The organism is Mycobacterium sp. (genome assembly GCF_040509115.1).
In the GTDB taxonomy this organism is placed as follows: domain Bacteria; phylum Actinomycetota; class Actinomycetes; order Mycobacteriales; family Mycobacteriaceae; genus Mycobacterium.
This window is the reverse complement of the sequence record NZ_JBEVLO010000464.1, coordinates 1-24,645: the sequence shown is the minus strand read 5'-3', so window position 1 is coordinate 24,645 and position 24,645 is coordinate 1. Positions and strand designations below refer to the sequence as shown.

Genomic DNA, 24,645 nt, shown 5'->3' with positions numbered 1-24,645 from the left:
GTGATCCGCCGACCCGCCCTCTATCTGTTCGACGACGCCTTCTCCGCGCTCGACGTGCGGACCGACGCACGCGTGCGCGCCGCGTTGGGCGAGGTATCGGCAACTGCGACGGTCGTCATCGTCTCCCAACGGATCTCGACGGTACTCGATGCCGACCAGATCGTCGTGATCGACGACGGCAGGGTCGTGGGAACGGGCACGCACTCCTCGCTGCTGGCCGACTGCCCGGTGTACGTGGAGTTCGCGGACTCGCAGGCGGTCGGCGTTCGATGAGTGGTCCCATGGGCCGCGCCATCAACCCCGCCCTCGATGCCCCGACCGCGCGCTCGCGCGACTTCAGGGGATCGGCGATCCGGCTGTTGAAACGGCTTGCGCCCCAAGGCGCGGTGACCGTGACCGTGTTGCTGCTTGGCATCGCCGGGATTGCGATCGGAGTGATCGGGCCGCTGGTACTCGGGCATGCCACGGATCTTCTGTTCAGCGGGGTGATCGGTAGGCAGTTGCCCACGGGGATCAGCAAGGAGCAGGCCGTCGAGGCGGCAAGGGCTCGCGGCGACGGCGCCTTCGCCGACCTCTTGTCGGGCATGGACGTGATCCCCGGTCAGGGCGTCGACTTCGACGCCATCGGTCGTACGCTCCTGCTGGCGTTGGGCCTGTATCTGCTTGCCTCACTGCTGATCTGGCTGCAGGCACGCCTGCTGAACGTCGTCGTGCAGCGCACCATGGTGGCGCTGCGCGCCGACGTCGAAGACAAGGTGCACCGTCTTCCGCTGGCCTACTTCGATGCTCGGCAGCGCGGCGAGGTGCTGAGCCGCGTCACCAACGACGTCGACAACATCCAGTCGTCGCTGACGATGACGATCAGCCAGCTGCTGACCGCCGTGCTGACCGTGGTGGCGGTCCTGGTGATGATGTTGGTGCTCTCACCGCTGCTGGCGCTGATCACGGTGCTGACGGTGCCGCTGTCGCTGTGGGCGACGCGGACGATCGCCCGGCGCAGCAGGGTCGCGTTCGTCGCGCAGTGGCGCAACACGGGCCGGCTGAACGCGCACGTCGAGGAGACCTACAGCGGGTTCAGCGTCGTCAAGACCTTCGGGCACCGCGCGATCGCCGAGGGCAAGTTCCGCGAACTCAACGACGACGTGTACGACGCCGCGTTCGGCGCGCAGTTCTTGTCGGGCCTGGTGTCGCCTGCGACGACGTTCGTCGGCAACCTGAGTTATGTCGCCGTCGCCGTCGTCGGCGGTCTGCAGGTGGCCACCGGTCAGATCACGCTTGGCAACATCCAGGCGTTCATCCAGTACGTACGCCAGTTCAACCAGCCACTGACCCAGTTGGCGGCGATGTACAACACGATGCAGTCCGGAATCGCCAGTGCCGAGCGGGTCTTCGATCTCCTCGACACCGAGGAGCAGATACCCGACCCACCGAAGGCAGGCATCGCGCGGCGCGGTCCCGGCCGGGTGGAGTTCGATCGCGTCGACTTCGCCTACCGCCCAGGCACTCCGATCATCGAGGACCTGTCCCTGGTCGCCGAGCCGGGCAGCACGGTGGCCATCGTCGGCCCGACCGGCGCAGGCAAGACCACGCTGGTGAACCTCCTGATGCGGTTCTACGAGTGCGACGGTGGCCGCATCCTCCTCGACGCGGTGGACATCACGACGATGAGTCGCGATGCCCTGCGCTCCCAGATCGGGATGGTGCTGCAGGACACTTGGCTGTTCGGCGGCACCATCTACGACAACATTGCCTACGGGCGCCCCGACGCGCGCGAGGACGAGGTGGTCGACGCCGCGAAGGCTGCCCACGTCGACCGGTTCGTCCACACCCTGCCCGACGGGTACCAGACACGGATCACCGACGACGGGGGCAACATCAGCGCGGGTGAGAAGCAGCTGATCACCATCGCGAGGGCGATCCTGGCTCAGCCCCGGCTGCTGATCCTTGACGAGGCGACCAGCTCGGTGGACACCCGCACCGAGCTGCTCATCCAGCAGGCGATGGCCGAATTACGGCGCGACCGAACGAGTTTCATCATCGCCCACCGGCTGTCGACGATCCGCGACGCCGACGTGATCCTGGTGATGGAGGCGGGCAAAATCGTCGAGCGGGGCAGCCACGACGAGCTGCTCGCCCGTCACGGCGAGTACTGGGCGATGACGCAGGCGTGAGATCGCGATTTGGGCGCGTAGGCGTTCAACGAGCGAACGGAAGCGCGCCCAAATCGCGGGGGGATTAGACGCTGGGGCCCTCGGCGCGCAGGTCGTCGACCTTCGTCATCGCCTCGCGCAGCTTGCCGAGCCACTCGTCGGCGTGCTCCCCGACCAGTCGCACCGACCACACCAACGCGTCCGAGCGCGATCGCGCGACTCCCGCGTCGACCAGGGTGTCGAGCACCTGACGCTCGGGCTGACGCAGCCGCGTCATGACCGGAACGGCGATGTGCGTGAACAGGATTCGTTCCGGTGCCTCGACGCTGCCCACCTCGACGCCCCAGGCGACCTTGCGGCCGTAGCGGTGTTCCGCTTCGTCGGCGATGCGCATGCGCTCGGACCTGGTCTCCTCGCGGAATCGTGCGGCCCGACCCGACGCGCGGGCCTCACTCTCCTGCCCCTCCGGCTCGGCGAGGTGACCGATGACGGTGATCTCCTCGCGGTCGACGACGACCGTGGGGTCGCCGTCGAACCAGCTCTCGGGGAGGCGTCCGGCGATCCAGTCAGGGGCGTCGCTGGCATCGGGTTGCTGTGATTGTTGCCAGCCGCCGGAGCGGCCGCGGTGATGTTGTCTCATGATTACATGATTACGTTGTAACACCGGTTTTCGGGCGGTCTTCACTGACAGCGAACGGCCGCGGCGTCAGCGGAGCTTGCGCAACAGCGCCAGGCCCCCGCCCAACACCAGCGCGACCAGCAGCAATGCGGCCCATCCCGGGCCAGCCAGCCACCAGACGACACCGAGCCCGACGAGCGCTGGCGATGCGAGGAACAGCACCATTCCGGGATGTTGCTTGACGACGTCGCGGGCGCCCCGTGCCCGCGCCGGGTCGATCTCCTTTGCCATCTGCCCAGCATGCCAGTGCCCTTGTCATAGGGTCGATGAACGTGGAGCGCAGGCCGCTGCAATCGATCCCGAGGAGCGAATGGTGACTGAACCTGGTGCTGCAAGCTGGCGACCAGACCCGGATGGCCGCTACGACTACCGGTGGTGGGACGGGCACGGGTGGACCGATCAGGTGTCCCACCAGGGACGGGCAGGCACGGCGCCGCTGTCCGGAGCGGGACACCAACCTCAAGCCGGCCAACACCAAGCCGGCCAGCACCAGGGCGGCCAACACCAGGGCGGCCAACATCAGGGCGGCCAACATCAAGCCGGTCAGGGTGGCCTACATCAAGCCGGTCAGCAGGGCGGCCCGCAGGACTACACCGGCCCGCAGGGCGGCCCGCAACAGTACGGCGCGCCCCAGCACGGTGGACAGCAGACGGGCGACGGCTTCGCAGGCATCACGGGTGACCTCGTCGACGGTCGCTTCAGCGAGAAGGAAGACAGGGCGATCGCGAACCAGAACAGCAGGATGCTGCGGGTTCGACTCGGCGAGCCGTTCATGGCGCGTCAGGGAGCGATGGTCGCCTATCAGGGCAACGTCGAGTTCGCGTTCGAGGGAGGCGGCGCCACGAAGTTCCTCAAGAAGGCGTTCACCGGCGAAGGTCTGCCGTTGATGCGCTGCCAGGGACAAGGTGACGTGTTCCTCGCCGAACAGTCCCATCACGTTCACGTATTGAACCTGACGAACTCGGGCCTATCGATCAGCGGAAAGAACGTGCTCGCGTTCTCGCAGAGCCTGGAGTGGAACATCGAGCGGGTCAAGGGCGGAAGCATGGCCGCCGGCGGGCTGTTCAACACGACGTTTCGTGGCAGCGGCTGGATCGCCCTGACCACCGACGGCCCCCCGGTGGTCCTCAATGCGGCCGAGGCGCCGACCTTCGCAGACACCGACGCCATCGTGGCGTGGTCGGCAAGTCTGCAGACGAGCCTGAAATCCAGCTTCAAGGCGGGGGCTCTGATCGGTCGCGGATCCGGCGAGGCTCTTCAGGTCGCATTCCACGGCCAGGGCTTCGTCATCGTCCAGCCGTCCGAGGGCGTCAAGGTTCCGACCCAGTAGTGCAACGAACTTGGGGAACGGACGTCCGGGCGGGCTCATACGGCGGTCATGACGGATTGGTCTACGACAGCAGCCCCGCCACGTACGAGGAGCTGGTCGCCGGGACCGAGACCTGGACCGACCGAACGTTTCTCGTCCACGGCGAGCGCCGGGTCGACTTCGCGCAGTTCCGCGCCGCCATCGGCCCCGCCACGGCCCACCTCCGCGAACTCGGAATCCGGCCAGGGGACCGCGTCATGGTCTTCGGCTACAACAGCCCGGAATGGGTTCTCGCGTTGTGGGCCATCTGGTTGTCGGACGCGGTTCCGGTGCTGGCCAATCGGTGGTGGAGTCCAGTCGAGATCGACCACGCGATCACCCTTCTGGCGCCCAGGCACGTCCTGGCGGACGCCGAGCTCGCGGTCGCGGGCGGGCAGAGCGCGCTGCGCGACCTGGGCACCGCGTTCGACTCGGGGGCCATCGAAGCGGGGGGCATCGACTCGGGAGCGTTCGAACCGGAAGGATCTGCGCGCCGCGACCAAGACGCCGCATCACTGATCCTGTTCACGTCCGGCAGCTCCGGCATGCCGAAAGCGGTTGAGCTGTCCCGGCGTTCGGTCATCTGCAATCAACACGACATCCTCCAGCGGACGGGTCGCCTGCCACACCTGCTCACCGCCGATTCCCCGCAGGTGGTGAGCCTCGCGACGACGCCGATGTTCCACGTCGGCGGCCTGTCCAGCCTCCTCACCCACTTCCTCACGGGCGGGAAGATCGTGATGACCGAGGGCCGGTTCGACGCCGGAAGGATACTGAAACTCATTGCGCGAGAGGGTATTCAAATCTGGGGCGCGGTGCCCACCATGGCGATCCGCATCCTCGAGCACCCCGACTTCGAGACCTCGGACCTGTCGAGCCTGAAGTCGTTTCCGTTGGGTGGAGCGCCGGTCACCACTGCGCTGCTGGACCGGATCCGGGCCAAGCTGCCACGGTTGCGCGACCGTGGCTTGAGCAATACCTGGGGCATGACCGAGGCGGGCGGCTTCCTCACGGTCGCCGACGCCCGTGACCTGGCCCGGCATCCCGGAACGGTGGGGCGGCCCTATCCCGTCGTCGAGATCCGCATCGCCGAAGGGGACGCCGATGGCGTCGGCGAGGTGTTGGCCCGCTCCCCCACGGTCATGAACGGGTACGTCGGGCTGGACCCGACGGCGAGCGCCGAGACCGTCGACTCCGACGGCTGGCTGCACACCGGCGACCTCGGCCACCTCACCCAGGATGGCTACCTCTTCATCGACGGCCGCAGCAAGGACGTCGTCATCCGGGGCGGCGAGAACGTCGCGTGCCCGCACGTCGAAGCGGCGATCGCCACACATCCGGCCGTGCTCGAGGTCGCCGCGCTCGGCGTTCCCCATCCCGACCTCGGGGAAGAACTGGTGGCCGTCGTGGTGCACCGCGGCGACGTATCACCGCCGACGCCCGAAGAGCTGACGGCGCACCTGACCGGCGTGCTGTCCTACTTCGCGATTCCGACGCGCTGGGAGATCAGGGCCCAACCACTGCCGACCCTGGCGGGCGAGAAGGTGGACAAGAAGGCACTCGGGCAGGCCTTCGCCCCAGTTTGAGGGACCACGCTACCCATACCCCCTATGGGTATACACTCGACGACATGAGCATGGTGTTGGAAGTGGATGGCATGAGCTGCGCGCACTGCGTCGCATCCATCACGTCGGCGGTCTCACCGCTGCCGGGGGTGACGGGCGTGGACGTCACCCTCGCCGCGGGCACGGTCCGCGTCGACGGCTCCCCCGATCCAGCCGCCGTCGCCGCGGCCATCGAGGACGCCGGCTACGACGTAGCCCGCCCGGCGTGAGCAGCCTGACACTGGCCGTAGATGGGATGACCTGCGCGTCGTGTGCGGCGCGAATCGAGAAGCGACTCAACCGAATCGACGGCGTGCACGCCACGGTCAACTTCGCGACCGAGCAGGCGTCGGTCGACTTCCCCGATGGGGTGACGCCGGACGAACTGGTCGCCGCGATCAAGGCCACCGGCTACTCCGCGACGGTTCATCGAAGCGAGCGCGCGCACGACGACGGCTACCTGCGCAGGCTTGTCGCGTCCGCCGTCCTGAGCCTTCCCGTCCTCGTCGTTTCGATGGTTCAGGCATGGCAGTTCACGGGGTGGCAATGGGTTGCCCTCGCGTTGGCCACGCCCGTCGTCACGTGGGGCGCCTGGCCCCTGCACCGGGCGACGCTGACCAACCTGCGGCACGGCGCGGCGACCATGGACACGCTGGTGTCGGTCGGCGTCCTGACCTCCTATCTGTGGTCGGGCTACCAGGTGATGGTCGGTCAGGCGCACCACAACCTCTACCTGGAGGTCGCGGCCGTCGTCACGACCCTCATCCTCGCGGGCCGCTACTTCGAGGCGCGGGCCAAGACCCGATCCGGAGCCGCGTTACGGGCTCTGCTGGACATGGGTGCCAAGGACGTCGCGGTCCTCGGGAGATCCGGGGCGAGCGAAGCGACGGGGAAAGAATCCGGGGCGAGCGGAGACGCGCCTGCCGAGCGCCGCATACCCGTGGCGGACCTGGCCGTCGGTGACGTGTTCGTGGTGCGCCCCGGCGAGAAGGTCGCCGCGGACGGAATCGTGACGCGCGGCGCGTCGGCCGTCGACGCGTCGATGCTCACCGGCGAGTCGATACCGGTCGAGGTCGGGGTGGGTGACGCGGTGACCGGGGCGACGGTCAACGTCAGCGGGCTTCTTCACGTGCGTGCCACGCGGGTCGGCGCCGACACCCAGCTCGCCCAGATGGCCCGGTTGGTGGAGGACGCGCAAAGCGGCAAGGCCGACGTGCAACGCCTTGCCGACCGGGTGGCGGCCGTCTTCGTTCCCATCGTGATCGTGCTGGCGGCGCTGACGTTCGCGGGCTGGCTGGTATCGGGAGGATCGGCGACCGCAGCGCTGACGGCGGCCGTCGCCGTCCTGATCATCGCCTGCCCGTGCGCGCTGGGGCTGGCGACGCCGACGGCACTTCTCGTCGGCACCGGACGAGGTGCGCAGCTGGGGATTCTGATCAAGGGCCCGCAAGTGCTGGAGTCGACCCGTCGGGTCGACACCGTCGTCCTTGACAAGACCGGCACCGTCACCACGGGGCGCATGAGCGTGGTCCGAATGGTGGGCAGCGACGAGAGCCTCAGGCTCGCAGGCGCTCTCGAAGCAGGGTCGGAGCACCCGATCGCCAAGGCGATTGCAATCAGTGCCGCGAACGGGGGCACGCTGCCCGCCGTCGCCGACTTCGCCAACCACGGCGGCAACGGGGTTTCCGGCGTGGTGGACGGGCGACAGGTCCTTGCCGGCCGGCTCGCGTGGCTGCGCGACGGGCACGGCCTGACGCCCCCCGACGATCTCGCCGCAGCGGCCGAGGACGCCGAGTCACTGGCGCAGACTCCCGTGTGGATCGCCGTCGATGACGAGATCCGAGCGGTCATCGTCGTCGCGGACACGGTGAAGGACACGGCCGCCGAGGCAATCGACGAACTGCGTCAACTCGGTCTGAAACCCATCCTCCTGACCGGTGACAACGAGCGCGCCGCGCTGGCGGTGGCCACGCAGGTCGGCATCGACGTCGACTCGGTGATCGCCGGAGTGCTTCCGGCAGACAAGGTGGACCACGTCAAACGCCTGCAGTCCGAGGGCAGGGTCGTTGCGATGGTCGGTGACGGGGTCAACGACGCGGCCGCCTTGGCGCAGGCCGATCTCGGCTTGGCGATGGGCACGGGCACCGACGTCGCGATCGAGGCGTCCGACCTGACGCTGGTCACCGGTGACCTCCGCGCGGCGGGTGACGCCATTCGGCTGGCCCGCGCCACGCTGGGCACCATCAAGGGCAATCTGTTCTGGGCGTTCGCCTACAACGTGGCGGCGATACCGTTGGCTGCGCTCGGCTTGTTGAATCCGATGATCGCCAGCGCCGCAATGGCTTTCAGCTCGCTGTTCGTGGTGAGCAACAGCCTACGACTGCGCCGGTTCGCGCCGTTGCGCTAGCGGGCTAGCTTCGCCGATGCAGCTGAGCCAGGCCGGCGAGGATGAGCTCGAGCCCGAACGCGAACTCGTCATCCAGTGACACGGGCAGGGCGTCGGCAACGGCAACCGTGGCCGGGAACGACGCCGGGTCCAACCCGTGGAACACCGCCGATAGGTCGAGGTCGGCGGAAGAACCGGCCCCGGCGAACTGCATTGCGAAACCCAATACGAACCTCACCAGGGTCGTATACGACCGGGCCGCCAACGGCGGTGGGAATCCACTGTGCAGGAGGACCGCGATACAACGTTCCCGATGGATCATCGCGTTGGGCCCCGTCGGCACCTGCTCGACGAGAAGCGGTGCAACGTTCCGGTGACGCTTGAGGACGTCGAACAGGTTCTGCGCCAACGTGACACACGCCTGACCCCAGTCGTCCCCGGTGATTTGCGCTTCGTCGAACTCGACCTCACCGAAGACCCGGTCGACGACGTGCGCGATCAGCTCGGTCCTCGTCCCGAAGTGCCGGTACAGCGTCGCGGTGCCGGACTCTAGGCGTTGAGCGAGGTTGCGCATCGACAACGCGTCGGCGCCGTCCTCGTCGACGATCGTCAGTGCCGCAGCGACGATCCGGTCCGGCGGAATCGGCGGGCGCCCTCGCCCACGTGCTGTCGTCACGGGGAGCAGTATGACGCCCCTTGACGTCACCACGTATTTATGGACACACTGTATCCATAAATAGTCGTGGGCATGAGCCCACACCACCACCCCGAGAGGACGACCTCGTGCTTCTACCGCTGGCTTCGCAACCATTCACGGCCCCAACGGATCGCGACATGCTCCCCTCGGAGCGCCGAACCTTCGTGCGCACCCACCGGACGTGCGTATTCGCCTATCCCCGCCGGAACGACGGCCCGGCCATGTCCGTCGTGTACTACATCCCGACCGACGACGACGAACTGTTGGTGGCGACCATGGCCCAGCGGGGCAAGGCGCGCGCGGTCGGACGCGATGGCAAGATCAGCCTCTGCATCCTCGACGAGCGCTGGCCGTTCACCTACCTGCAGGTGTACGCCGACGCGGTGATCGAGACCGATCGCGAACTCGTGGTCGACGTGATGGGCGAAGTCGCAGCGCGGATGTCGGGCCAACCGCTCGATGCCTCGGCGCGCCCGTTCCTCGAGGCGATGGCCACCAGGGAGGATCGCGTCGTCATCCGCTGCCGACCGCACTCCACGTTTGCGCAGCCGCCTCGGCATCTGTACGACAACGACCAGTTCGAGAAGTTGACCCATTGGGCGTCGGCTTCCGTTCCATGGCACGCCGAAGACTAGGAGCAACCAATGGAACTGGGCTTCGACGACCGGGTGTTCATCGTGACCGGTGGCACTCGGGGACTCGGATTGGCCACCGCAAGAACGCTTCTCGCGGAGGGCGCGCGGGTGGTGTTGTCGGGTCGAGGGCCGGATGCGCAGACGGTCGCCGCCACGCTGGGCAGCCCTGATCGGGTGACGGGGCTGCCCGCGGACAACGCCCACCCGTCGACCGCGGAGCGCCTCGTGGTTGCCGCCCACGAGACCTTCGGCCGACTCGACGGTGCACTGATCAGCGTCGGCGGACCGAGCCACGGTGCCGCGATGGAACTCGACGACGACGCCTGGCGCCACGCGTTCGAGTCGGTCTTCCTCGGCGCACTCCGGATCGCCCGTACGGTCGCCGCCGCTGCCCCGGGCGGCTCCATCGCGTTCGTCCTCGCCACCTCGGTGCGCACGCCCTTCGCCGGACTCGCTCTCTCGAATGGCCTGCGCCCCGGACTGGGCATGCTGGCCAAGACGCTGGCCGACGAGGTCGGACCCGCTGGGACCCGGGTCAACGGCCTACTGCCCGGCACGATTGCCACCGATCGCGCAAAGGAGCTCGCGACGGTGGCGGGCATGGGCACGCCGACCAATGCGCTGCAACGCATGGGGACGCCGGAGGAATTCGGGCGCGTGGCGGCGTTCGTGCTGTCGCCCGCTGCCAGCTACCTGACGGGCAGCATGATCGCCATCGATGGTGGCGCCATCCAGGCCCTGTGACCACACCACGTGGCACGCACCGACTGCCGACTATTCTGCGGGTTCGGCCCGCCGGGCCCGAAACAGCTTCACCTCGTCCTTGATGTTCTTGAGTCGTCGGGCACCCGCGAAGGACCATGTCACGCAGTCGATTTCGCCGACCGCCTGATGCGTCGACTCCGCCACCAGAATCGCCCCGGGGCGGGCCGCTCCGGTCACGCGGCTGGCCAGGTTGACCGGGCTGCCGAACCAGTCGCCAGCCCGGCTGACGGCCATCCCCGTCGCCAACCCCACCCGCAGCCTCGGGAAGTCCGGGTCGGACTCGGTGGCGTCGAGCAGGTCGAGCACCGCTACGAGCATCGCCTCCGGATCGCCGCTGACGAGCATGACCTCGTCGCCGATGCTCTTGACGTACCGCACCGGCGGCACCGCGACGTCTCTCGCCACATCCGCGAGCCGGTGCGCCAGCCTTTCGAGGTCCTCGGGCGGCACGGCCTCACCGAGCTTGGTGAATCCGACCAGGTCGGCGAACGCGATCGTCACCAGTCGGGCACCGGGAAGCGGCCGTCCTTCCGCCCGTTCGGTGGTGCTCACCGCCTCGGTCTCCATGACGTGCAGCAGCTGCAATCGCAGCATGTCCTGAATCAGCGGGCCGAGCATGGGTGCCGCCTGACCGATCAACGCTGCGGACGCCTTGGCGGTGTCGAGCTCGGTGGCACCCGGCTTCAACACGGCCGCGAGCGCCGCGTACCGCATGACCTCCGCGGCGCGGATGAGTCCTTCGGCGAGCACCTGCACGACGAGCACGATCTGGTCGGCGTCGAAGCCGAGTTCGATGAACTTCTGCGCATAGGCGAAGGCGTCCCCGTCGGACCGCAGCAGGACGGGGTCGTCGGGATCGTCGACCCTGGGTAGCCCGACCGCCCGCATCACGCGCTCCAGCAGCGCCATGTCGAGGCCGGATTCCTCGCTGATCTCCCGCGCCGACATCAGGGCGCCGTCATCACCGAGGGCCCGACGGGTGGCCAGGAGCATCGGCGAGAACGACTCCGCGATGCGTTCGGCGGTGAAGCCCTCGGCGAGCAGCCACTCGACCAGCTCGACGCGCTCGGCCCGCGCCGTGCCCTCCAGGCCGTCGAGCAACCCGGACGACTCTAGATCGACCTCTTCGTCCACCGAGTCAACGTATACCGCGGGCGGCCCGGATCGCGGGAGCCGTCGACGACGGCAGGAAGGTCGTCATGTCCAGCGGATAGCGCAGTTCGACGACGGCCGACTCGGGGAAGCGATACGGCTTGCCGAGTATCAGCCCAGCGAATTGCCTACGCATTCGCGACATCTCGGCCCGCACGGTCACGACCCTGGAGCCGTCACCGTACAGGTCGGCTGCCAGCTCCTGCGCCGATCGGCCCTGCCGCTGGGTGGCGAGCACGTGCAGGATCTCGGCGTGCCGCGGCGAGATGTCCCTGCGCCAGCGACCGAACTCGCCGACCACGTCGAGGACCGGCGCGGCGCCGTCGCGCAGATCGAGGGTGATCCGCGACCCAGCCGGGCCCGCATCGACCTCGTCGGCCAACCGCACCAGGAAGCCGCCGGGCAGCGAGTCCACGTCACACGCCCCCAACGACGGGATCCACGTGCGGCCGGTGATGTCTCTGTCCGGCAACAGGATTCGATTGTGCGGAGGCAACCCGTCGACGGCAGCGACCCAACCATCCTGGTCGACGGCAAGGGCGGGCCTGCCAGCGCGCGCCAGGATGGGCGCGGCGACCGTCCGCAGCCGGTTCAGGGTGCGGTCGTGCGCCTCGCGCAACTGCGATTCGGCGAGACGCGCCACCAGGTCGACCAGTGCGATCGTCGTCGGGTGCACCGTGGCGGCAGGCCCTGACACGTCCACCACGCCGACGACGTGCCCGGTGCGCGGATCCTTGATCGGCGCACCCGCACACGTCCACGGGTGATGGCTGCGCAGGAAGTGCTCGGCCGAGAACACCTGAACGGCGCGGTGCGACACCAGCGCGGTCCCGATCGCGTTGGTCCCGACTGCGTTCTCCGCCCACATCGCGCCCTCGACGAAGCCGAGCCGGTCGGCATGGCCCAGCACGCGCGAGGACCCGTACCTCCACAGCACGCGGCCCCGCGCGTCGGCGACGACGAGGATGTTGTCGCCACCCTCGATCACCGACTCCAAGCCCCGCGACACGTCGTCGAGCACGGCGAACAGACCCGAGTTCTGACGCAACACGTCGACCCCGCTGGTGTCGACGTCGGGTGGCGTGAATCGCTCGGGATCAATGCCCTTGCCCAGCAGCCTGTTCCAGGAATCGGCGATGACGTCCCTGGGCCGGGCCGGGCCCCGGTTGCCCGCCATCGTCGCGTCGTACACCTCGGAGAGCAGCAGGGCGTAGCTCCGTGGGTCGTCACCCACGGCCACTGCGGGTTCCGGCGTGCCGGTCGGACGTGTCCCGGTTGAGTTAGACATCAAGGTCGATTGTGCGCCACGTCACACCGGTAGTCACGTTCGGGTGGACGGTGACCGGTCACAGCTACGTGCCCTTCGATGGGACGAGTCAGGTGGACGGGTCGACAAGGACCTTCATCTTGGTGCCCGCATGCAACGCCTCGAACCCCTCGTCGATGACGTCGTCGATCGCGATCGACGTCACCCACCCCGTCGTGTCGTAGTTGCCCTTCGCCATCAGATCGATCACCGCGGCAAAGTCGGGTGCGGTGTAGCACAGCGAGCCCTGGATGCGGGACTCATTCATCACCAGATTGAGAAGCGGTGTGATGAGCGGCTTTTCGTAGATCGCAACGCTGACCATCGTTCGGCGGGCCCCGACGCAGGCCAGTGCGGTCTCGACGGCAGGCGCCACCCCGGCGGCGTCGTACACGGCATCGGCCCCCCGGCCCGAGGTGTGGTCGGCGATGAACTCGGGCACGTCGATGCGCGTCGGGTCCAGCGTGCTCGCACCGAGCGCCTCGATGGCGGCGCGCCGCGTCTCCGACGGCTCCACGACGAACACGTCGTCGACCCCCTTGCCACGCAAGGCAAACCACAGGCCGATGCCGATGGGTCCGGCCCCGAACACCATCGCGGTGCCCGCCCGATCGGGATCGCCGAGGGTCGCCGCGTGATACGCCACCGACATGGGCTCGACGAGCGCACCCAGTTCGAGGGACACGTTGTCGGGCAGACGGTGCAGCATGTCGGTCGGGACGACGGTGTACTCGGCCATCCCGCCGTCGGACATCAGCCCGTGGAAGCCGATCTGCGCACAGATGTTGTAGTTGCCCGCCTGGCACGCCGCGCAGTGCCCGCACCGGTACAGCGGCATGATCGCCACCCGATCGCCCGCCGCGTAGTCGGTGACACCCGCACCGACGTCGGTGATCACCCCGGAGAACTCGTGGCCCAGCGTCAACGGCAGCTGCTGGCCCGTCAGGGCGTGTGGCTCGGTGGGCACGAAGATGGGACCGGCGTAGTACTCGTGCAGGTCAGTGCCGCAGATTCCGTTGAACCCGACCTTGACCTTGACCGTGCCCGCGGTCGGCTCCGGTTCACCGACGTCGACGACTTCGAGTTTGTTGGGTCCGTAGTACACAGCTGCTTTCATGGGGCCATGTCTATGTGACGCGAGCCACAACGGTAAGGGTTGCAGCAGGTTGCACGCCCGACTCGGTGCAACCTCGTGCAACCCTTGCCATCCGGGCGCAAAGGGTGTGTCCTGCCTCACATGACACAAACCATTGATGCCACCCCCGACGTCGCGACCCCGTCGCCTCAGGAACGCGTCGACGCCTGGCTAGCCGACTTCGAGTTGGCGCTGGCCAGCCGCGACGTTCAGCGCGCCGCGAACAAGTTCGCGGTCGAATCCTTCTGGCGCGACCTGGTCTCCTTCACCTGGAACATCAAGACCGTGGAGGGCCGCGACGGCGTCGCGGACATGCTGACCGAACGCGCAGCAGCCACCGATCCCTCCGGCTTCCGGACCCGCGAGACGCCGACCGACGACGGTGGCGTCGTCTCGGCGTGGATCGAGTTCGAGACCGCCGTCGGGCGCGGGGTCGGACACCTGCGCCTCAAGAACGACCCTGACGCCGGCGACCAGGCCTGGACGCTGCTGACGGCCATGCAGGAACTAAAGGGCCACGAGGAGCGCAAGGGGCCGTCGCGGGTGTTCGGCGCCGTCCACGGCAGCGACCCCGACACCCGGTCATGGGCCGAGAAGCGCCGCGACGAGGACGAAGCGCTGGGCCGCACACAACAGCCGTACACGCTGGTCGTCGGCGGCGGCCAGGGCGGGATCGCGCTCGGTGCGCGGCTGCGTCAACTCGGCGTGCCCGCCATCGTGGTGGATCGTCAGGAGCGGCCAGGCGATCAGTGGCGCAACCGCTACAAGTCGCTGTGCCTTCACGATCCAGTTTGGTACGACCACCTGCCCTACCTGCCGTTCCCGCAGAACTGGCCGGTGTTCGCACCCAAGGACAAGATTGGCGACTGGCTGGAGTTCTACACCCGGGTCATGGAGGTGCCGTATTGGTCGAGGACGACGTGCCTTTCGGCAACCTATGACGACACCGCGAAGCAGTGGACCGTCGAGGTCGACCGCGACGGTGAACGCCTGACGCTGACGCCAACGCAGCTGGTGCTGGCGACCGGAATGTCCGGCAAGCCAAGCGTGCCCACGCTCCCCGGCCAGGACGTCTTCGCGGGTGACCAACACCATTCCAGTCAGCACCCGGGCCCCGACGGCTACGTCGGCAAGCGCGCCGTGGTCATCGGATCCAACAACTCCGCGCACGACATCTGCAAGGCGCTCGTCGAGAACGGCGTCGACACGACGATGGTGCAGCGTTCCTCCACGCACATCGTGAGGTCCGAGTCGTTGATGGATCTCGGCCTCGGCGATCTGTACTCCGAACGGGCGGTCGCCTCTGGCATGACGACCGAGAAGGCGGATCTGACGTTCGCGTCCCTGCCGTATCGCATCCTGCACGAGTTCCAAATCCCGGTCTACGACGCAATCCGCGAGCGGGACAAGGACTTCTACGACCGTCTGGCCGCCGCCGGATTCGAGCTGGACTACGGCGAGGACGACTCCGGTCTGTTCATGAAGTACCTGCGCCGCGGTTCGGGCTACTACATCGACGTCGGAGCCAGCGACCTCATCGCCGACGGCACCATCAAGCTGGCCCATGGCCAGGTCGACCACCTCACCGAGGACACGGTCGTGCTGGCCGACGGCACCGAGCTACCCGCAGACGTCGTCGTGTACGCCACCGGATACGGCTCGATGAACGGCTGGGCCGCCGACCTCATCGGCCAGGACGTCGCCGACAAGGTCGGCAAGGTCTGGGGGCTCGGCTCGGACACGCTGAAGGATCCTGGCCCGTGGGAGGGCGAGCAGCGCAACATGTGGAAGCCGACGCAGCAGGAGAACCTGTGGTTCCACGGCGGCAATTTGCACCAGTCGCGGCACTACTCGCTCTACCTCGCCCTGCAACTCAAGGCCCGCTACGAGGGCATCCCGACCCCGGTGTACGGATTGCAAGAGGTGCATCATCTGAGCTGATGCACGACTGAGCTGATGAACGACTGAGCTGATGCACGACGATGGCCCCATGCGCGACGGCCTGCCACCGGTGAGCGGTGACAGGCCTCGCGTCTTGGTGCTCGGATCGTTCCCCAGCGAACGGTCCCTGCAGGCGGGCGAGTACTACGCCAACCGACGCAATCAGTTTTGGGCGCTGCTCGGTGCCGTCCTCGGGTTCGACCATGACGCCGCCTACCGAGACCGCGTCGACGCGGTGACGAGCCACGGCGTCGCGCTCTGGGACGTCGTACGCAGCTGCCGCCGGGTGGGGAGCATGGACGCGAAGATCGACCGCGCGAGCCTGGTGGTCAACGACTTCGCATCGTTCTTCGCCACGAACCCCAGTATCGAGCGGATATTCGTCAACGGGCTGACGGCGATGGAGCTGTTCGAACGTCACGTCGAGACCGCGTTGCCCACACTGCGACTGCCGTCGAGCAGCGGCGCGTTGCCGATGACGTTCGCCGACAAGTTGAGCCGTTGGCAGCAGATCGGATAGCGATTCCTGCACCGCCTGCGGCGCAACTTTCGGTACGCTGGAGCGACCACGTTGAAGTTTGCCTACGGCGAACGCTTCTCTGACGTCGATGCAGCCAGCAGAGGACGATCCATGCCCATCGCGATCAAGATCGACCAGCCCGTCAACGAGCGCGGCCACCGCGCCGACATGTACGGCGGCACCGTGCACATCACCACCGCGACCACGGCGTCCGTGGCGTTCACAGAGTTTGCCAGAGAGTTGATTGGCGAAGCCTTCGGCGGCCGTGATCCGGAACTGGCCCAGTTCGATCTACCGATCGACGACTACGCAACGATCGTACGTGCGCTGCAGGACGCGTTCTTGGCACATCCCGAGACGAGGCGGCGCCTACAGGAACTTCTCGTCGACCGTGGCTGCGATCCGGAGTCGACCTATTTCGACGCCCCCCGACTGCGCGTCTGCACCAGTGACGACTACCTCGGCGCCGGCTTCGCCTACGCCTGGCATCCATATCGCGACACGTGGCGTTCGGCCCCATTGGCGCAACTCAACCACTGGATGCCGGTCTACGAGATCAGCGAGGACAACGCGAAGGCGTTGCATCCCGAGTACTTCAATCGTGCGGTGACCAACGACTCGGCCCACTTCAACCACTACCGGCACAATGCCGAGCGCCGGGCCGCCGCTGCGTCCGGCGGGCGGGCGCAGGTCTCACCGCTGCCCGGCCTGGCCGAGCCCGTCGACCTGCTCGCGTCCACGGTGCTCGTCCCCCCATGCGCGGGACTGCTGGAGTTCTCCGGACAGCACCTGCACTCGAGCGTTCCCAACACCAGTGGCCGTACCCGGTTCTCCATCGAGTTCGGCATCGTCGACGTCGACGACATCCGGGCAGGCCTGAACGCCCGCAACGTCGACGGGCGCGCCACCGGCTCGTCGATCCGAGACTTCGTGTCCGCGGCGGATCTGTCACCGATCCCCGGCGACGTCGTTGCCCTGTTCCACGACGGAACCGAGGCCAGTGGCGACCTGGTGTACGACCCGCCCACCGACACGCGCGCCCCAGCGACTAACTGACCTCAGGCCGACGCTGCACCCACGGCCGCGCAGACTCGATCTGAGCAGCAAGAGAGACCAGCGTGGCCTCGTCGAACGGCTTGCCCACCAACTGAATCGATGTCGGAACGCCGTTGCCGTCCAGTCCCCACGGCACGACCGCAGCGGGTTGTCCCGTGATGTTGAACATCGCTTGGAACGGCACGCGCGCCGCCACCAGTGCCAGCGTCGAGACCGCGCCCCTGCGCTGATACGCGCCGACCCGCGAGGGTCCGGCAGCGGTGCCGGGCGTGATCACGACGTCGACGTCGTCGAAGATGGCGTTGACCCGCGTCGTGACGTCGGACTCGGCGGCCCGCATCGCCGCCAACCTGCGCTGTGACACCAGTCCGCCGATCCGGGCGAAGGCACGGGTGCGACGGTCGAGGCGCTCCGGCCGCGGCAACGCCCTGGCGTCGTCGTGCACGCCTCGGAAGTACCTGGGCAGGGCCTGGGCGTACACCGCGCTCGGCGGGTAGTCGGGATCCCGCCGCACGACGTGGTGTCCGAGTTCCCGCAGCAGCGCGCCCGCCTCGTCGACGGCGGTTCGCTGTGCCCTTCCAACCCGCGCCGCCAACGGAGGAGGCACCTTGATGCTCAAGGCGATTCGCAGCTTTCCCGGCGCCCGCGCCGCGGCGGCGACGAAGCCGCCGTCGGGCCCAGGCAGCGCCGCCGTGACGTCGAGGAACAACGCGGCGTCCTCGACGGTCCTGGCGATTGGACCGTAGGCGACCAATCCGCCCCACGCGTCGTCGTGTGGACTGAGCGAGACCCTGTCCCGCTGCGGCTTGATGCCGACCAGGCCACCCCACGTCGCCGGGATTCGGATCGAACCCATGCCGTCCGAGCCCAGCGCCAACGGAGCCAGTCCCGCCGCCACCGCGGCGGCGCTGCCACCGCTGCTGCCACCCGGCGTGAAGTCGGTGTTCCACGGGTTGCGGGTCGCCCCGAAGGTCAGCGTCTCGGTGAACGGCCAGACCGTCAGCTCGGGCACGGTGGTCTTGCCGAGGATCACGGCGCCGGCCGCGCGCAAGCGTCGGATCACCTCGGCGTCGTTCTCGCGGGCGGGGCCATGGGCGCTGGAGCCGTAGGTGGTGACCTCCCCTTCGACGTCGACGTCGTCCTTGATCGCGATCGGAACGCCGAGCAGCGGGGCTCGCTCACCGCCGTCGATCCGGTTCTGCGCAGCAGCTGCCTCCCGGCGTGCCGAGTCGGCGAGAACCACTCGGTAGGAACGTATTTCGCGGTCGAGCCTGGCGATGCGGTCGAGGTAGACCTCCAGCAGGCCCGGCGCCGTCACGGTTCCGGCGGCGAGGAGGCGCGCCTGTTCGGCGGCACCGGTGAAGGCGAGATCGCGAGGGTCCACGGGTGCATTGTGCACCTAGCCGTCCGCGGCCATGGGGCAAAGGTGGGGTCACGCGGTCACGCGTTTGGCCAATCGCTCGCTGGTGTCCCACAGGTCGCGCGCAAGCGCCTCGTCATAGGAAGCTGCCGACGAACGAATGGCCTTGGCTCCCTCGAAGTACTCCCCGGTGACGCCGTCGAAACGCGGGTCCCACACCAGGGCGGCGAGACGCGCGCCCGAGGTGCCGACGGCGTTCACGTTGGGCAACACCCTCAGGGCGGGCATGAGATAGCGCCACGCCAGCCGACCCAGCGGTGAATAGTCGCGCGCCAGGCCCGATCCCGGCATGAGACCGGGATCGAAGCCCGTGACGGTGACGCCGTCGGCGCCGTGCCCGAGCCTGCGGTCCAACTCGTAGACGAACAACATGTTGCACAGCTTGGAGGTGGTGTACCGCCTGCGACCGTTAACGTCGGCTCCCGCGGGTGGATGGGCGAGTTCCTCGGCCGACACGTAGCTGGGCTTCGGCATGCCGGTGAACTTGGCGGGGTCGTGGGTCCCGCTGCTCACGACCACGATGCGGGCGGGGCGATCGAGCTGGGCGAGCAGGCCCTGCACCAGCACGAAGTGGCCGAGGTGGTTCACACCGAACGTCATCTCGATGCCGTCCTCGGTCAGCTTGGTGCCGTCGGGCACCTGCAGACCTGCGTTGCACACGACGGCCCGCAGCGGCGGCAACCCAGCATCGACGAGGACGCGGCCGAAGGCCCGCGCCGATCGCAGCGATGCCAGATCCAACGGCAGCACCGTACACCGTTGCGGTGCAGCCAGTTCGGCGACCGCAGCGGCGCCGCGGGCCGGATCACGAACGGCGAGGACGACGTGCCAGCTGTCGTCGCCGGCCAGCAGGGCGCGGGCACATTCGAGGCCGAGGCCCGAGGTGGCCCCGGTGATGACAGCGGTTCTCGTGGTGGTCATTCTTCCTCCAGCAGGATGGGTAGCAGTGCGGAGACGGTGTGGAACAGCCGCCGGTACATGCGTTCGACGTCGGTGGTGGCCGGCTCGAGGTGATCGGCGATGAACACCCCGTCGGACAGCGCAGTGGCCACGGCGGCGAGTTCGTCGAGGACGCGGTCCGCCTTTGCCTGCGGAGTGTCGGCGGGGAGCAGTGTCGCGATGGCGTCGCGGAAGTTCCTGATGGCGGTGTCGCGTACCCGCCGAACCAGGGTGGCGACGGCGGGGTCGTCGGTGCGTTCCAGCGACAGGAGATAGAACAGGCGTAGGAAGTCCGGGTGCTGTGCCAGCAGCCGACCGGTGGCGGCGAATTGCTGCTCCACCCCGGCCTGCTGCTGCGGGATGGCGGCGAAGAATCGTGCGGCGCCGCGCTCCATCACCGCGGCCAGAACGCCTTCCTTGGAACCGAAGTGCCAGTAGATGGAGCTGGCGGGAAGCCCGCAGGCCTTGCACAGATCGCTGATCGACGTCGCGGCGTAGCCGCGGGTGCCCATCAATCGCTCGGTGGTGTCGAGGATGAGCTCGCGGGAGGTGTCGCCCTGAAGCTGCTTTCTGGTGCGCGCTCGCGTCACTGCCCATTCCGCTCTGTAAGGATCGTTACAGACACGGTAGCACGCCGTGGGCTGGCACCCCTCGCTACGGCGATGACCCTGGCGAGCGACGAAGCCTCCGCCGACCAGCGGGAACGCCGCGGCAGGGAGTGGACCAGTCAGAGCGCACTAGGGCCCGTTACCGTGACCCAATGCCATGCGTGTTCTGCGCCATCGTCGCCGGCGACGCTCCGGCCATCCGCATCTTCGAGGACGACGACTACCTCGCCATCCTCGACATCCGACCGATCGTCCGGGGCCACGTGCTCGTCATCCCCAAGGTGCACACCGTCGACCTGACCGACACCCCCGCGTCGACCGTCGCCGGCCTGGCGCGGATCGGCCAGCGCATTGCGAAGGCCGCCAGGGCCTCCGAACTGCACGCCGATGGCAACAACCTCGTCATCAACGACGGCAAGGCCGCGTTCCAGAGCGTCTTCCACATCCACCTGCACGTCGCGCCGCGGACGTCGGGCGACAAGCTGTCCTTCGCCAAGGGGTTGGTGGTGCGCCGGGATCCCGATCGCGACGCGACCGCGCGCATCCTGCGCGATGCGCTGGCTGCCATCGAATCCTAGAGCGGCAGTGCTGAATTCGCCGAGTCGAGATGCTCGACGGTGGTGAACACCAGATCGCCGGTGCCGACGTTCTCGATGTCGTGCAACAGAAACTCACCAGCACCGAAGGTGAAGTGCCTGGTCTCCCCCGCGCCGTACTCGACGTCGCGGGTCGTGCCGTCGGCGGTGTGCTGGCGACTGCGGCCCGCGTTCACTGCCGTCCAGAAGTAATCCAGCACGTGCCGGTGCGCGTGGAACCGCTCACCCGGAGCCAGCCGGATCTCCCACACCCTCACCCGCTCGTTCTGGCTCAGCAGGCGCGAGCCGACGTGACCGTCGTGCGAGTACTCGTCGAACTCGGTCCGCATCTCGTCAGTCCACCCCACGAAGTCGGTACCCACCAGGGCACCGGCCAGCGGGGCATCGGTCAAATAGTCGGAAGTGCTTGTCATGGTCGTCCTTTCGTTCTTCACCTGGTTAACTACCCACTCCATCGAGACCGACCCCGGTCCCGGCATCCACCGGCGGTGGACCGATCATGGTCAGCCATCGCCATCGGGGTCGCCGAGTGCGAGGAAGCGTCGGGCATTGCTCTCGAGGGTGACGTCGTCGATGCCCGCGCCGTGCGGAAGGTCCAGGGGCGCAGCCACGCCCATGTCGAACGGATAGTCGCTGCCGCACATCAGGTGGGTGGGGTCCGCGTGCGCCTTGAGCAGCTCGAGCGTCGGGCCGTCGTGAGTCAGGGTGTCGAACCACAGCGCCGCGAAACCCTCGCGCGGCGAACGGGTATCGGCACTGTGGACGTCGGCCCGCTGCTGCCAACCGTGCTGCCACCGGCCCACCAGAGCCGGCGCGCACCCACCCCCGTGCAGCAGGCAGATCCGCAGGTTCGGCAAGTCCTCGAGGACGCCCCCGAGAATCAACGACGCTGCCGCCGTGGTGGTCTCGACGGGATTCCCGATCAGGTTGACCAGGTAGTACGACGACCACTCCGGCCGGGGCAACTGCATCGGATGCACCAGCACCGCGAGGTCGCGTTCGGCGGCCTGGGCCAACACCTCGCGCATGGGCGCCACGTCGAACGAACCGACGCCGAGAAGAGGTGGCACCGCGATGCCACGGACCACACCGCTGGCCGAGATCCGATCCAGCTGCGTGCGCGCGGCATCGGCGTCGTGCAGCGACACCAAGCCAAGGCCGAGCAGCCGACCGCCGCTGTCGTGGCAGACGCCGGCGAGCGCATCGTTGAACTGGCCGACGTAGTCGTCCACCCCGGCCGCGTCCGTGACGGGAAAGGCGAACGGGGGCGCCGAGAGCACCCTGCTGCCGAGGCCCGCGGCGTCGGTGTCGGCGAGCACCCGGCCGGCGTCGCTCATTGCGGCGGTCTCGATCGACAGCGGCAACTCACCGAGGTGCAGCTGGCCATCGCGACCATGCAGGGGCGGCAGCGGGGATCCCGGCGGGAGTCCGAAGAGCTCCTCGGGCAGCCAGTGCGCATGAACGTCGATGGCGCCCGGTCGGATTGGGGTGGTCATGCTGCGGCCGGGCCGATGATGGGCGTTGCGTGCGACGTGTGTTCTTTCGGACCAGACACCTCGAACCTCCTGAACTGCCATCGCTGGATGGCTGCTCCCCACCTTGCGCGACGCGCGCCCGCGCGGCAATGTCCTCTGAAACACACTTAGGGTGGTTTGCATGGCCACACAGACATCGCGTTCCGACGTCCCGCTGGAGAAGTGGCTCGATGCGCTGGCCGGCATCGGCGAGGCGGTCGGGGGTGACGAACCGGTCAGCAACCTGCTTGACCTGGTCGCCAGGACCGCCTGCGAACTTCTCGGCTACGACTTCTGTGCGGTCTTCCTGCCCGGCAGCGACAACCGTGCCCTGATGATCGTCGGTTCGCATGGCCTCTCGGCCGACTACATCGCCAAGGTCAACGCGGACCGACCGATCCTGCTGGACGTGCGCGGCCACGGGGAGGCGCCGACGAGCCTCGCCTTCCGCACCGGCGAGGTGGTCACGATCGAGGACATCGAGGCCGTGCCCGGCTTCGGGTGGGGCGGCGTTGCCCAGGAACAGGGCTACCGCGGCCTGGTGTCCGTCCCGCTGAGGCGCGCGGGGACCGTCGTCGGGGCGCTGAACGGCTACCACGCGCAGCCACATCGATTCGACCAGGTCGAGATGGGGTTGGTGAACACGCTGGCCTCACAGGTCGCGATCGCGTTGCGGACCGCACAGCTGAGGTCACGCGAGCAGGACACCATCCGCGAGCTGCGGCGTGCCGAGGAAGTGCATGCGCTGCTGACCGCGACGGCACTGCGCGGCGAGGGCGTTCCCGGTGTCGCCGCGGCGCTGGCGGAACTGCTCGGCCGACCCGTGCTGATCGAGGACGTCTACGGCGAGCCGCTAGCCGAAATCGATTGGGCGCAAGCGGCTTCGGAGACGAAGTCGTCGACAGCGGGGACGGCGGCCTCCGACGTCACGCTCGAAGGTCAGGTCGTGGCACGGATCCACGTCGGCGCCGAACGCGGCGAACTGTCCAACCTCGACGTCCGCGCGCTCGAGCATGCCGCCGTGGTGAGCGCGCTCGAACTGTTGCGCGCGCGGACGGCAGCCGAAGTCGAGCAGCGGCTTCGTGGCTCACTGGTCGCCGACCTGCTCAGCACCGACGGCGCCGACATCGACGCGGTGCTGGACCGCGCGCGACGCCTTGGCTGGGACCTCTCCGGAAACCAGGTACTGGTCGCCGTCCGCAGCGCCTCCTCGCGGGCGGGATCGGCCACCGAGCGGATGCTGGCCGGCGCCGACCGGGTCACCGCCATGGTGTCACCCCGCCCGCTGGCCGCCGTGCACCGCGGCGACCTGGTGCTCATCGTGACGGCCGACGCGGGAGCGCCTGCTAGACCCGCCGAACTCGCCGAACGCCTAATTGCCCAGCTGGCATCGGGTGACGCGGAGCGAGCGATCGCTGGCGTGACCCCTGCCGCGACCGCCGCCGAACTGCCGAGCCTGTTCCGAACTCTGCGCGGGGCCCTCGACCTCGCCGAGGATGGCGCCTCGTCATCGGTCATCGACCTACACGAGGTGGCGATCGACCACCTCTTGCTGCAGCTCGACGACCCAGAGCGGCTCAGGGAGTTCGCCACGACCGTGCTCGGCCCCGCGCTGGACTACGACCGCGAACACTCCAGTGAACTGTTGCGCACCGCGCGCGTACTGGTGGACAGCGACCTCGACCGGCGCACCGCGGCGACCGTTCTGCACCTGCACCCCAACACCGTCGCCCAACGCATCCGGCGGCTCGAGAGTCTCACCGGATTGCGGATCTCACGACCCCGCGACCTGCTCCGGCTGACGTCCGCCCTGACGGTGGCACGCATCGCCGGGCTCGGGTGACACACTGGCGGTCATGAGCGGCGTACCACTGTGGGAGAAGTACATCGGGATGCGGCTGTTGGGGGTGCACGACACGATCTACAAGAAGACTGGCGGGCGCATCGGGCATCGTCTCCCCGGCGCGCCGCCGAGCCTGCTGCTGCACACCGTCGGCGCGAAGACCGGCATCCAACGCACCAACACGCTGAGCTACGCAACCGATGACGGCGCTTACCTCGTCGTCGCCTCGAAGGCGGGTCTCCCGAAGGCTCCGGGGTGGTATCACAACCTGAAGGCGAATCCGCGGGTCGAGATCAACGTCGGGCCCAAGCGCATGCCCGCCACGGCGCGGGTCATCGGGCGCGACGATCC

At 68.2% G+C, this 24,645-nt stretch carries 24 protein-coding genes and 1 pseudogene; 14 read left to right on the top strand and 11 right to left on the bottom strand.

The window, feature by feature from the left end; translation table 11 throughout:
- A pseudogene (locus ABW137_RS31825) lies at window positions 1–273 on the top strand (ABC transporter ATP-binding protein); the annotation flags it as partial.
- The gene (locus tag ABW137_RS31820; protein ID WP_526406243.1) at window positions 270–2,171 is read left to right on the top strand and encodes an ABC transporter ATP-binding protein; all 1,902 of its coding nucleotides are present in this window, start codon (window positions 270–272) and stop codon (window positions 2,169–2,171) included. The pseudogene ABW137_RS31825 and the gene ABW137_RS31820, both read left to right, overlap by 4 nt.
- 64 nt (window positions 2,172–2,235) lie before the next feature.
- On the opposite strand, the gene abmR is transcribed toward ABW137_RS31820, so the two are convergent.
- Together abmR and ABW137_RS31810 are read right to left on the bottom strand one after the other, a co-directional pair.
- The gene (abmR, locus tag ABW137_RS31815; protein WP_526406242.1) at window positions 2,236–2,790 is read right to left on the bottom strand and encodes an ATP-binding transcription factor AbmR; all 555 of its coding nucleotides are present in this window, start codon (window positions 2,788–2,790) and stop codon (window positions 2,236–2,238) included.
- Between the two features lie 66 nt (window positions 2,791–2,856).
- Window positions 2,857–3,060, bottom strand: a complete 204-nt coding sequence (locus ABW137_RS31810; protein WP_526406240.1) for a hypothetical protein — start codon at window positions 3,058–3,060, stop codon at window positions 2,857–2,859.
- Between the two features lie 79 nt (window positions 3,061–3,139).
- On the opposite strand from ABW137_RS31810, the gene ABW137_RS31805 reads away from it, so the two are divergent.
- The 4 genes from ABW137_RS31805 to ABW137_RS31790 are packed head-to-tail and all read left to right on the top strand — an operon-like array spanning window position 3,140 to window position 8,188.
- Window positions 3,140–4,159 (top strand): AIM24 family protein, encoded by a 1,020-nt coding sequence (locus tag ABW137_RS31805; protein WP_526406238.1) that lies wholly within the window; start codon window positions 3,140–3,142, stop codon window positions 4,157–4,159.
- Entirely contained in the window at window positions 4,159–5,763 is a 1,605-nt protein-coding gene (locus ABW137_RS31800; RefSeq protein WP_526406236.1) for a class I adenylate-forming enzyme family protein, read from the top strand. The genes ABW137_RS31805 and ABW137_RS31800 overlap by 1 nt, the downstream gene beginning before the upstream one ends.
- Window positions 5,764–5,807: 44 nt before the next feature.
- A complete protein-coding gene (locus tag ABW137_RS31795) occupies window positions 5,808–6,011 on the top strand; it encodes a heavy-metal-associated domain-containing protein (RefSeq protein ID WP_526406234.1) in 204 nt (67 codons plus the stop codon).
- A gap of 26 nt (window positions 6,012–6,037) precedes the next feature.
- A complete protein-coding gene (locus tag ABW137_RS31790) occupies window positions 6,038–8,188 on the top strand; it encodes a heavy metal translocating P-type ATPase (protein ID WP_526406245.1) in 2,151 nt (716 codons plus the stop codon).
- A 4-nt stretch (window positions 8,189–8,192) separates the two neighbouring features.
- Here ABW137_RS31790 and ABW137_RS31785 read toward each other — a convergent pair whose 3' ends face one another.
- Window positions 8,193–8,843, bottom strand: a complete 651-nt coding sequence (locus tag ABW137_RS31785) for a TetR/AcrR family transcriptional regulator (RefSeq protein ID WP_526406232.1) — start codon at window positions 8,841–8,843, stop codon at window positions 8,193–8,195.
- 107 nt (window positions 8,844–8,950) lie between these two features.
- Here ABW137_RS31785 and ABW137_RS31780 point away from each other — a divergent pair, with 107 nt between their 5' ends.
- Together ABW137_RS31780 and ABW137_RS31775 are read left to right on the top strand one after the other, a co-directional pair.
- A complete protein-coding gene (locus tag ABW137_RS31780) occupies window positions 8,951–9,499 on the top strand; it encodes a pyridoxamine 5'-phosphate oxidase family protein (RefSeq protein ID WP_526406230.1) in 549 nt (182 codons plus the stop codon).
- A gap of 9 nt (window positions 9,500–9,508) precedes the next feature.
- Window positions 9,509–10,243, top strand: coding sequence for an SDR family oxidoreductase (locus ABW137_RS31775; protein ID WP_526406228.1), 735 nt, complete (start codon window positions 9,509–9,511; stop codon window positions 10,241–10,243).
- A 30-nt stretch (window positions 10,244–10,273) separates the two neighbouring features.
- Here the strand turns inward: ABW137_RS31775 and ABW137_RS31770 are convergent, their stop codons facing one another.
- The 3 genes from ABW137_RS31770 to ABW137_RS31760 all read right to left on the bottom strand — a co-directional run bounded on the left by ABW137_RS31770 (window position 10,274) and on the right by ABW137_RS31760 (window position 13,839).
- Complete coding sequence (locus tag ABW137_RS31770; RefSeq protein WP_526406226.1) at window positions 10,274–11,398, bottom strand: adenylate/guanylate cyclase domain-containing protein; 1,125 nt, start codon at window positions 11,396–11,398, stop codon at window positions 10,274–10,276.
- A gap of 4 nt (window positions 11,399–11,402) precedes the next feature.
- The gene (locus tag ABW137_RS31765; protein WP_526406224.1) at window positions 11,403–12,704 is read right to left on the bottom strand and encodes a GAF domain-containing protein; all 1,302 of its coding nucleotides are present in this window, start codon (window positions 12,702–12,704) and stop codon (window positions 11,403–11,405) included.
- 88 nt (window positions 12,705–12,792) lie between these two features.
- Window positions 12,793–13,839 (bottom strand): 2,3-butanediol dehydrogenase, encoded by a 1,047-nt coding sequence (locus ABW137_RS31760; RefSeq protein WP_526406222.1) that lies wholly within the window; start codon window positions 13,837–13,839, stop codon window positions 12,793–12,795.
- Window positions 13,840–13,959: 120 nt separating this feature from the next.
- Here ABW137_RS31760 and ABW137_RS31755 point away from each other — a divergent pair, with 120 nt between their 5' ends.
- The 3 genes from ABW137_RS31755 to ABW137_RS31745 all read left to right on the top strand — a co-directional run bounded on the left by ABW137_RS31755 (window position 13,960) and on the right by ABW137_RS31745 (window position 17,374).
- Window positions 13,960–15,798 (top strand): flavin-containing monooxygenase, encoded by a 1,839-nt coding sequence (locus ABW137_RS31755; RefSeq protein ID WP_526406220.1) that lies wholly within the window; start codon window positions 13,960–13,962, stop codon window positions 15,796–15,798.
- Window positions 15,799–15,847: 49 nt separating this feature from the next.
- Window positions 15,848–16,318 carry a DNA-deoxyinosine glycosylase gene (locus ABW137_RS31750; RefSeq protein WP_526406218.1) on the top strand — a complete coding sequence of 157 codons (471 nt, stop codon included), beginning with the start codon at window positions 15,848–15,850 and terminating at the stop codon, window positions 16,316–16,318.
- A 111-nt stretch (window positions 16,319–16,429) separates the two neighbouring features.
- The gene (locus ABW137_RS31745) at window positions 16,430–17,374 is read left to right on the top strand and encodes a hypothetical protein (RefSeq protein ID WP_526406216.1); all 945 of its coding nucleotides are present in this window, start codon (window positions 16,430–16,432) and stop codon (window positions 17,372–17,374) included.
- Here the strand turns inward: ABW137_RS31745 and ABW137_RS31740 are convergent.
- From ABW137_RS31740 to ABW137_RS31730, 3 genes are read right to left on the bottom strand one after another with little or no spacing between them, the layout of a single operon-like run.
- The gene (locus tag ABW137_RS31740) at window positions 17,367–18,758 is read right to left on the bottom strand and encodes an amidase (RefSeq protein ID WP_526406214.1); all 1,392 of its coding nucleotides are present in this window, start codon (window positions 18,756–18,758) and stop codon (window positions 17,367–17,369) included. The two genes, ABW137_RS31745 and ABW137_RS31740, sit on opposite strands and share 8 nt — an antisense overlap.
- Before the next feature lie 48 nt (window positions 18,759–18,806).
- On the bottom strand, window positions 18,807–19,715 hold the full coding sequence (locus ABW137_RS31735; protein ID WP_526406212.1) for an SDR family NAD(P)-dependent oxidoreductase: 909 nt from the start codon (window positions 19,713–19,715) through the stop codon (window positions 18,807–18,809).
- Window positions 19,712–20,323 (bottom strand): TetR/AcrR family transcriptional regulator, encoded by a 612-nt coding sequence (locus ABW137_RS31730; RefSeq protein ID WP_526406210.1) that lies wholly within the window; start codon window positions 20,321–20,323, stop codon window positions 19,712–19,714. The genes ABW137_RS31735 and ABW137_RS31730 overlap by 4 nt, the downstream gene beginning before the upstream one ends.
- Before the next feature lie 170 nt (window positions 20,324–20,493).
- Here ABW137_RS31730 and ABW137_RS31725 point away from each other — a divergent pair, with 170 nt between their 5' ends.
- Window positions 20,494–20,919, top strand: coding sequence for an HIT family protein (locus tag ABW137_RS31725; RefSeq protein WP_526406208.1), 426 nt, complete (start codon window positions 20,494–20,496; stop codon window positions 20,917–20,919).
- On the opposite strand, the gene ABW137_RS31720 is transcribed toward ABW137_RS31725, so the two are convergent.
- Both ABW137_RS31720 and ABW137_RS31715 read right to left on the bottom strand, forming a co-directional pair.
- The gene (locus ABW137_RS31720; protein WP_526406206.1) at window positions 20,916–21,350 is read right to left on the bottom strand and encodes a cupin domain-containing protein; all 435 of its coding nucleotides are present in this window, start codon (window positions 21,348–21,350) and stop codon (window positions 20,916–20,918) included. The two genes, ABW137_RS31725 and ABW137_RS31720, sit on opposite strands and share 4 nt — an antisense overlap.
- 90 nt (window positions 21,351–21,440) lie before the next feature.
- Window positions 21,441–22,433, bottom strand: a complete 993-nt coding sequence (locus ABW137_RS31715) for an amidohydrolase family protein (protein ID WP_526406204.1) — start codon at window positions 22,431–22,433, stop codon at window positions 21,441–21,443.
- Window positions 22,434–22,593: 160 nt separating this feature from the next.
- Between ABW137_RS31715 and ABW137_RS31710 the strand changes: the two genes are divergently transcribed.
- Window positions 22,594–24,294 carry a helix-turn-helix domain-containing protein gene (locus ABW137_RS31710; RefSeq protein ID WP_526406202.1) on the top strand — a complete coding sequence of 567 codons (1,701 nt, stop codon included), beginning with the start codon at window positions 22,594–22,596 and terminating at the stop codon, window positions 24,292–24,294.
- A gap of 13 nt (window positions 24,295–24,307) precedes the next feature.
- On the top strand, window positions 24,308–24,645 hold a 338-nt coding region (locus ABW137_RS31705; RefSeq protein WP_526406200.1), incomplete at its 3' end, for a nitroreductase/quinone reductase family protein.